The organism is Streptomyces muensis, assembly GCF_021474425.1.
Lineage (GTDB): Bacteria > Actinomycetota > Actinomycetes > Streptomycetales > Streptomycetaceae > Streptomyces > Streptomyces muensis.
In genome coordinates this window covers 1-7270 of record NZ_JAKEIP010000339.1, presented here as the reverse complement: position 1 = coordinate 7270, position 7270 = coordinate 1, and the positions used below count along the sequence as shown (strand labels likewise).

Annotated in this window: 6 protein-coding genes; 5 read left to right on the top strand and 1 reads right to left on the bottom strand. The window is 70.6% G+C overall.

What is annotated here, in order from left to right:
* The 4 genes from L0P92_RS40070 to L0P92_RS40055 form a co-directional block, all read left to right on the top strand.
* On the top strand, nucleotides 1-1114 hold a 1114-nt coding region (locus L0P92_RS40070), incomplete at its 5' end, for a hypothetical protein (protein ID WP_234768057.1).
* On the top strand, nucleotides 1111-2667 hold the full coding sequence (locus tag L0P92_RS40065) for an SCO6880 family protein (RefSeq protein WP_234768056.1): 1557 nt from the start codon (nucleotides 1111-1113) through the stop codon (nucleotides 2665-2667). The genes L0P92_RS40070 and L0P92_RS40065, both read left to right, overlap by 4 nt.
* Before the next feature lie 6 nt (nucleotides 2668-2673).
* The gene (locus L0P92_RS40060; protein WP_234768055.1) at nucleotides 2674-4089 is read left to right on the top strand and encodes an ATP-binding protein; all 1416 of its coding nucleotides are present in this window, start codon (nucleotides 2674-2676) and stop codon (nucleotides 4087-4089) included.
* A 25-nt stretch (nucleotides 4090-4114) separates the two neighbouring features.
* Nucleotides 4115-5695, top strand: coding sequence for a type IV secretory system conjugative DNA transfer family protein (locus L0P92_RS40055; protein WP_234768054.1), 1581 nt, complete (start codon nucleotides 4115-4117; stop codon nucleotides 5693-5695).
* 31 nt (nucleotides 5696-5726) lie between these two features.
* On the opposite strand, the gene L0P92_RS40050 is transcribed toward L0P92_RS40055, so the two are convergent.
* Nucleotides 5727-6290, bottom strand: coding sequence for a GNAT family N-acetyltransferase (locus L0P92_RS40050; protein WP_234768053.1), 564 nt, complete (start codon nucleotides 6288-6290; stop codon nucleotides 5727-5729).
* An 86-nt stretch (nucleotides 6291-6376) separates the two neighbouring features.
* Between L0P92_RS40050 and L0P92_RS40045 the strand changes: the two genes are divergently transcribed.
* Nucleotides 6377-7270: histidine kinase dimerization/phosphoacceptor domain-containing protein (locus tag L0P92_RS40045; RefSeq protein ID WP_372497410.1), on the top strand; the 894-nt coding region annotated here is incomplete at its 3' end.

The following is a 7270-nucleotide window of genomic DNA, read 5'->3' as shown; positions in this document are numbered from 1 at the left end:
CGACCCCACCGCCACCCTCGACCCCCTCTCCTCCCTCGCCAAGGGCTGTGCCGAAGCCGCCGCCTGGACCGTCGACAAGCTCAGCGAGGCCGTGAAGGAGACCGCCACCGTCGACTTCACGAACCTCACGTTCCTGAAGCACTACGCCGTCGTCTTCGCCGCGTCCGCGATCCTCACCCTCGTGCTCTGGCTTCTCGCGGTGGCCAAGAGGGCCGTACGAGGCGTACCGTTCGCGACCGCCCTGTCGGAAGCCATCGGGTTCCTCTGGCTCACGGTGCTGGCCTCGGCGTTCACCCCGCTCATCCTCTACACGGTCGTCTCGGCGACCGACGCCGTCAGTGACGTCCTCGCGAAGGCGACCGGCAACCAGACGGACACGTTCTTCGGCACGTTCTCCGAAGCCCTCGAAAAGGGCGACGACATCGGCGGCGGCCCGATCATGCTGATCCTGGTCTCGCTGATCTCCATCCTCGCCGCCGGCATCCTCTACCTGGAGCTCTACATCCGCGCCGTACTGCTGTACGTCGGCGCCCTGCTCGGCGTGGTCGTCTACGCCGGCCTCGTGGACAAGGACCTGTGGGGTCACGTCCGCCGCTGGGCCGGCATCATGATCGCGGTCATCCTCGTCAAGCCCGTGATCGTCATCGTCCTCGGCCTCGCCGGCGCTCTCGCCACCGAGGAGGGCCCCGACTCCCTCGCCGCCGTGGTCTCCGGCCTCGCCATCATCCTGCTCGCGATCTTCGCCTCGGCGATGATCTACCGCTTCGTCCCCGGCTTCGGCGACGAGATCGCGAACACCCGCAACAACCGCATCATGCGCGGCGCCGAAGGCAAGGCCGCCGCCGTGCTCAGCTCCCCGGCGACCCTCGTCGCCCAGGGCATCAAGACCCACAGCTCCCGCGCCGACAACCAGGGCGGCGGCCAGTCCGGCTCGGGCTCCCGCCCGTCCAACCCCGTCTCCGGCGGCGTCGCCGCACACAGCTCACGCTCCTCGAACGGGGGCGGCGGATCTGTCCCCTCCGCCGCACCCGCACCCCGCTCGGGCAGCTCGGTGAACACCCCCCACGCCAGCAACACCCGCAACAGCAACCGTTCAGGAGGTGACGGGCGTTGACGACCGAGTCCCACGTGTCCCACGCGGTCACGCCCCGCCGTTCATATCTGATCGGCCGCGCCCGGCCGAACGCGATCGTCGGCCGCAACCGCGAGACCGGCGAGATCGCGCTGATCATCGTGGGCGCGTTCCTAGGCATGATGTGCGGGCTCCTCGTCCCCGTCCTGTCCCTGCGCATCGTGCTGCTGATGGGCTTCCCGCTGATCGCGCTGGCCGCGGTCTACGTGCCCTACAAGCACCGGACCTTCTACAAGTGGTTCGAGATCAACCGCAGCTACAAGCGCACCCTGCGCCGGGGCACCGCCTACCGCTCCGGCGCCGTCGAGGCCGGCACCCACCTCGACGGCCGCGAGGTCGAGGTCGGCCCGCCGCCCGGCATCGGCCGCATCACCTGGCTGGCCGCCCCGTTCGGGCCCGACGAGATCGCCGTACTGCTCCACGCGGACCGGCGCACCGTCACCGCCGCCATCGAGATCGAGGGCCCCGGCGTCGGCCTGCGCGACTCCGAGGACCAGGAGGCCCTCGTCGACCGCTTCGGCACCCTGCTGAAGCACGTCGCCAACGGAGACGGCTTCGTCACCCGCCTCCAGATGCTCGCCCGCACCCTCCCCGCCGACCCGGACGCCCACGCCAAGGACGTCGCCCAACGAGGCGACGACCGGGCCGCGGGCTGGCTCCAGCAGTCGTACGACCAACTCCAGTCCATGGTGTCGACGAGCAGCGAGCAGCACCGCGCCTACCTCGTCGCCTGTATGCACTTCACCCGCGAACTTGCCGCCGAGGCCCAGGCGATGGCCCGCGCGGCCCGCCCGCACGGCGGCAAGGTCGACCGGGACGCCGGACTCGCGGTCGTCATGGCCCGCGAGCTGACCGACATCTGCTCACGCCTCCAGGAGGCCGACATCCGCGTACGGCAGCCCCTCGGCCAGGGCCGCCTCGCCTCCCTCATCCACTCCATGTACGACCCGGACCACCCCATCGACCACATCCAGGCGATGACGAAGCGCAACGCCTGGCCGGCCGAACTGGACGCCATGGAGCCCACCTTCCTCCAGGCCAAGACCCGGGAGTCCTCCACCCGCGCCCCCTGGTGCCACGCCACGGCCTGGGTGAAGGAGTGGCCGATGACACCGGTCGGCGTCAACTTCCTGGCGCCGCTGCTCGTCCACACCCCGGACGTCATCCGTACGGTCGCCGTCACCATGGACCTCGAACCCACCGAGGTCGCCATCGAGCGCATGCTGACCGAGAAGACCAACGACGAGGCGGAGGCCAGCCGCGCCGCCAAGATGAACCGCACCGTCGACCCCCGCGACATCGCCGCCCACAACCGCCTCGACCAGCGAGGAGAAGACCTCGCGAGCGGCGCCGCCGGCGTCAACCTCGTCGGCTACATCACCGTCTCCTCCCGTACCCCCGAGGCCCTCGCCCGCGACAAGCGGACCATCCGGGCGTCGGCCGGAAAGTCGTATCTGAAGCTGGAGTGGTGCGACCGCGAGCACCACCGGGCATTCGTGAACACACTCCCCTTCGCCACCGGCATTCGGAGGTAGGACCTGATGCGGGACCCGCTGTCCGTCCTCACCGACGCCTTCACGTCCTTCCTCTTCGGGAAGGTCGAGACGACCCGGCCGCCGGTGCGCACGTCGACGGGCCAGGCCCAGGCGGTCTACCTCCCGACCGCCGCCCCCGGCCTCGGCGACTCGGGCGTCATCATCGGCCGCGAGGTGTACTCCGGGAAGGGCTACATCTACGACCCCTTCCAGCTGTACGGCCAGCAGCTCCCCGCCCCGCACTGGCTGGTCCTCGGCGAGTCCGGCAACGGCAAGTCGGCCCTGGAGAAGACGTACGTCCTGCGCCAGCTGCGCTTCCGCGACCGCCAGGTCGTCGTCCTGGACGCCCAGGGCGAGGACGGCGTCGGCGAGTGGAACCTCATCGCGCAGGAGCTGGGGATAACCCCCATCCGCCTGGACCCGATGGCCGCCCTCGACATGGGGATCCGCCTCAACCCGCTCGACCCCGCGATCACCACGAGGGGCCAGCTCGCCCTGCTCCGCACGATCATCGAGGTCGCGATGGGCCACGGCCTCGACGAGCGCTCGGGCTTCGCCCTGAAGGTCGCGCACTCCTACGTCAACGAGACCATCCTCGACCGCCAGCCCGTCCTCACCGACATCGTCGAACAGCTACGGCACCCCGAGCCGGAGTCCGCCGAGGCGATGAACGTCGCCATAGACGACGTACGCGCCTGGGGCCTGGACGTGGCGCTGGTCCTGGACCGCCTGGTCGACGGTGACCTGCGCGGCATGTTCGACGGCCCCACCACGGTCGGCATCGACCTCGACGCGCCGCTCATTGTGTTCGATTTGTCCCACATCGACCGCAACTCCATCGCCATGCCGATCCTGATGGCGATCGTGGGCGTATGGCTGGAGCACACCTGGATCCGCCCCGACCGGAAGAAGCGCATCTTCCTGGTCGAGGAGGCCTGGCACATCATCAACAGCCCCTTCGTCGCCCAGCTCTTCCAGCGCCTGCTGAAGTTCGGCCGCCGCCTCGGCCTGTCCTTCGTCGCCGTCGTCCACCACCTGTCCGACGTCGTCGACGGCGCGGCCGCGAGGGAGGCGGCCGCGATCCTGAAGATGGCCTCGACCAGGACGATCTACGCCCAGAAGGCCGACGAGGCACGGGCCACGGGCCGCGTCCTCGGCCTGCCACGCTGGGCCGTGGAGATCATCCCGTCCCTCACCCCCGGCATCGCCGTCTGGGACGTCAACGGCAACGTCCAGGTCGTCAAACACCTGGTCACCGAGACCGAACGCCCCCTGGTCTTCACCGACCGCGCGATGACGGAGTCCTCCACCGACCACGACCTGACCGACGACGCCCTGCGCGCCGCCGAACTGGAGGCGGAGGAACGCGCGGCGGCCTTCGTGGAACAACACCTCGGCGACTCCGAATCGACGGTGGCATAGGGCCGGCACAGGACAGGGAGGCAGCGTGAGACCGGACGAGCGCCGGGCACCCCGGGACCACCGGGACGGCCAAGGGGGCATCCCCGACGGCCTGCTCATCGGCATACTCGCCTTCCTCCTCGGCATGACCCTGCTGGTGTGGACGGCCACGGGCCTCGCCGCCCTGCTCGCCCACGGCTCCTGGCCCTCCGGCGTCACCTTCACCCGCACCCCCCTGGCCATGCGCTCCCTGATCACCCACCCCCAGGACATCCCGGGCGCCTGGCCGGAGACCCCGAGCGAACAACTCTCCGGATACGGCCTGGTCTGGGGCCTGTTCATCGGCCAGCTGATGATCCTCGTCGTGCTGGCCGTGTTCGTGCTCGGCACGCTGGCCCGATGGCGGGCGGTCAGGGCGGGACGGCGGGAGGCGAAGGCGACAGCGCCGCCGATACCGCATGAGGCCAGGGCACCGCAGGACGCACACGATGTACCTGCGCCACACGATGTGGCCGCACCGCACGTCGTACCCGCGCCCAGAACGGAACCGAAGCCGGAGCGGCAGACGCAGCCGCAGCCGCAGCCGCCGGACCTTTCCGACGCCGACCGGCAGACGACGGCCACCACCCGCGCGGATCTCAGCAAACCGACGGCACCCGGAGCCGACCCCCGAGCGTCTCGGATCACCGAACAGGTGGGCGGGTGGGAAAAACTCTTCGTAGCCCCACGGGAAAGCCGCCACTCAACCGCAACCCAGGCAGTACAGGACGCGGAAGGCCCCACCCTCGTAGTCACCTCGAACCCGGCCCTCTGGCAGGACACCAAGGACGCCCGCGCAAAACTCGGCCCGGTCCTCCTCTACGACCCCACCCACCTCTGCGACACCCCGTCCCGCCTCCACTGGTCCCCCACCACAGCCTGCGAGGACAAGCAGACAGCGGTCTCCAGGGCCACCGCCCTCCTGACCCCGGTCCGCCCCACCTCCCGCCTCGACCAGGCGGTCAGCGACACCGCCGAAACGCTCCTCCGCAGCTACCTCCACGCCGCCGCCATCGACGGCCGCACCATCCGCCACGTCCACCGCTGGTCCCAGGGCACCCAGATCCAGGACGCCGTACGCATCCTCCGTACGAACCCGAAGGCGGCCCCCGGCGCGGCAGGCGAGCTCGAAGCCGCCCTCACAGCCCATCCCGAACGCCGCGACATGGCACAGGAGTTGACCACGAGAGCCCTCTCGGCGCTCTCCACGGTCAACATCCGCGAGTCCTGCAACCCAAACCGAACTGATGCCCTCACCTTGGATTCCTTCATCCACGAAGGGGGCACGCTTTATGTAGTGGGTGAATCCATCGAGGACCCCCGAGCCAACCCGGGCGCCATGCCACTCCTGACGGCCCTCGCCGCAAGCGTGGTCGAGCGCGGCCGGCGCATGGCCGAACGGTCATCCTCCGGTCGCCTCGACCCACCACTGACGCTCGTCCTGGACGACGTCGCCGCCGTGGCTCCGCTTCCCCAACTGCCGGAGCTGCTGGCCACCGGAGCGGACCGGGGCATGCCGACCCTGGCCCTGCTCCGGTCCCGCGAACAGGCCCGCTCCCGCTGGCCGCACGACGAACTCCCCGCGTGAACCGCCGAGTCGGCCCCGAGCGGCCGGCTCGTCACGGCCGCTCGACGACGAACTCCAACTCGACGTCGTCGGGCTCCTCACCCAGCGACACGGTCACACCACTCGGCACGAACCCGGCCCGCCGGTAGAACCGCTGCGCCCGCCCGTTCTCCTCGTGCACGATCAGCCGCACCCGCTCCACGCCCCGCGACCACGCCCACTCCAGCCCGGCGTCGAACAGCACATCGGTCAGCCCGCTCCCCCGCTCCTCGGGCCGTACGAACACACCGACGACATGCCCCTGCTTCCGCTCCACCACGGCCCCGGCCCAGTCCGTCGACCCCGGCTCCTCCACCAGCACGGTCAACGTCCCGACCCACACCCCGTCCGGCCCCTCGGCGATGATCTGCTGCGCCCGGTCCGCCCCCTCGCAGGCGCCCGCGGCCCGCTCCTGCCAGAAGGAGTCCGGCCGGGCCACGGCCTGCTCGTAGGTCTCCAGAAAGGCGAGCGGCGCGATCGGATCCCGCAGCGCGGCAAGCCGCAACTCCTTGGCGGCAGCCCACTCGTCGGCACGTATCGACCGGATGACATAGGCCCCGGGGCTCGTGGTGCTCATGGCGGCAACCGTAGTACCTGGGTACGACATCGCTCACCCGGAAATACGGCCTGCGGCCCTGTGCCACCTGCCGCAAACCCCGGACGATGGACCACGTGACGCAAGAGCGAGCGCCGGAAGAGCAGATCACGGCCGAACGGGCGCCGGAAGCACGGACGCCGGAACCCCTCACCCAGCACGTCCAGCGCATCACCCGACGCGTGCGCACCTTCGACCGCCGCCACCCCCTCGTCTGGGACCTCCACCTCACCGGCTTCTGGGTGACCGCGGCCCTGATCGACTACTACGGCGGCGGCTGGCTCAACGTGGCCCGCGACCGCGACAACCCGGGCTGGCTCGTCCTCACCCTCAGCCTCGGCCTCTCGGTCCCCCTCCTCCTGCGCCGCGCCCACCCCCGGGCCGCACTCCTCGCCATCGCCCCGTCCGCCCTCGTCAACGCCTGGACCGGCATCGCCCTCCAAGCGGTGCTGCTCCAACTCCTCGTCGTCTTCCACCTCGCCCTGCGCCGCCCGCCCCGCAACCTGTGGTGGGCCACCGCCCTGATCCTCACCCCCATCTCCGTGATGGCCACCCGCCACCCACAGGGCACAGCGGACAAGGACATCGTCCCCGTGCTGATGTCCATCGCCGTGGCGACCGCCATCGGCATCACCGTCCGCACCCGCCGCGACCACACCGAGGCCCTGGAAGACCGCGCCCGCCGCCTGGAGATCGAACGCGACCAGCAGGCCCAGCTCGCCGCCGCCGCCGAACGCGCCCGTATCGCCCGCGAGATGCACGACATCATCGGCCACAACCTCTCCGTCATCACCGGCCTCGCCGACGGCGGCAAGTACGCGGCCGCCAAGTCCCCGGAGCGCGCCACCCAGGCCCTGCACGCCATCGCCACCACCAGCCGCCAGGCCCTGGGCGAACTACGCCGCCTGCTCGACGTCCTCCGTGACGAGGACCACCCCCGAGCCCCCCAGCCGGAACTGACC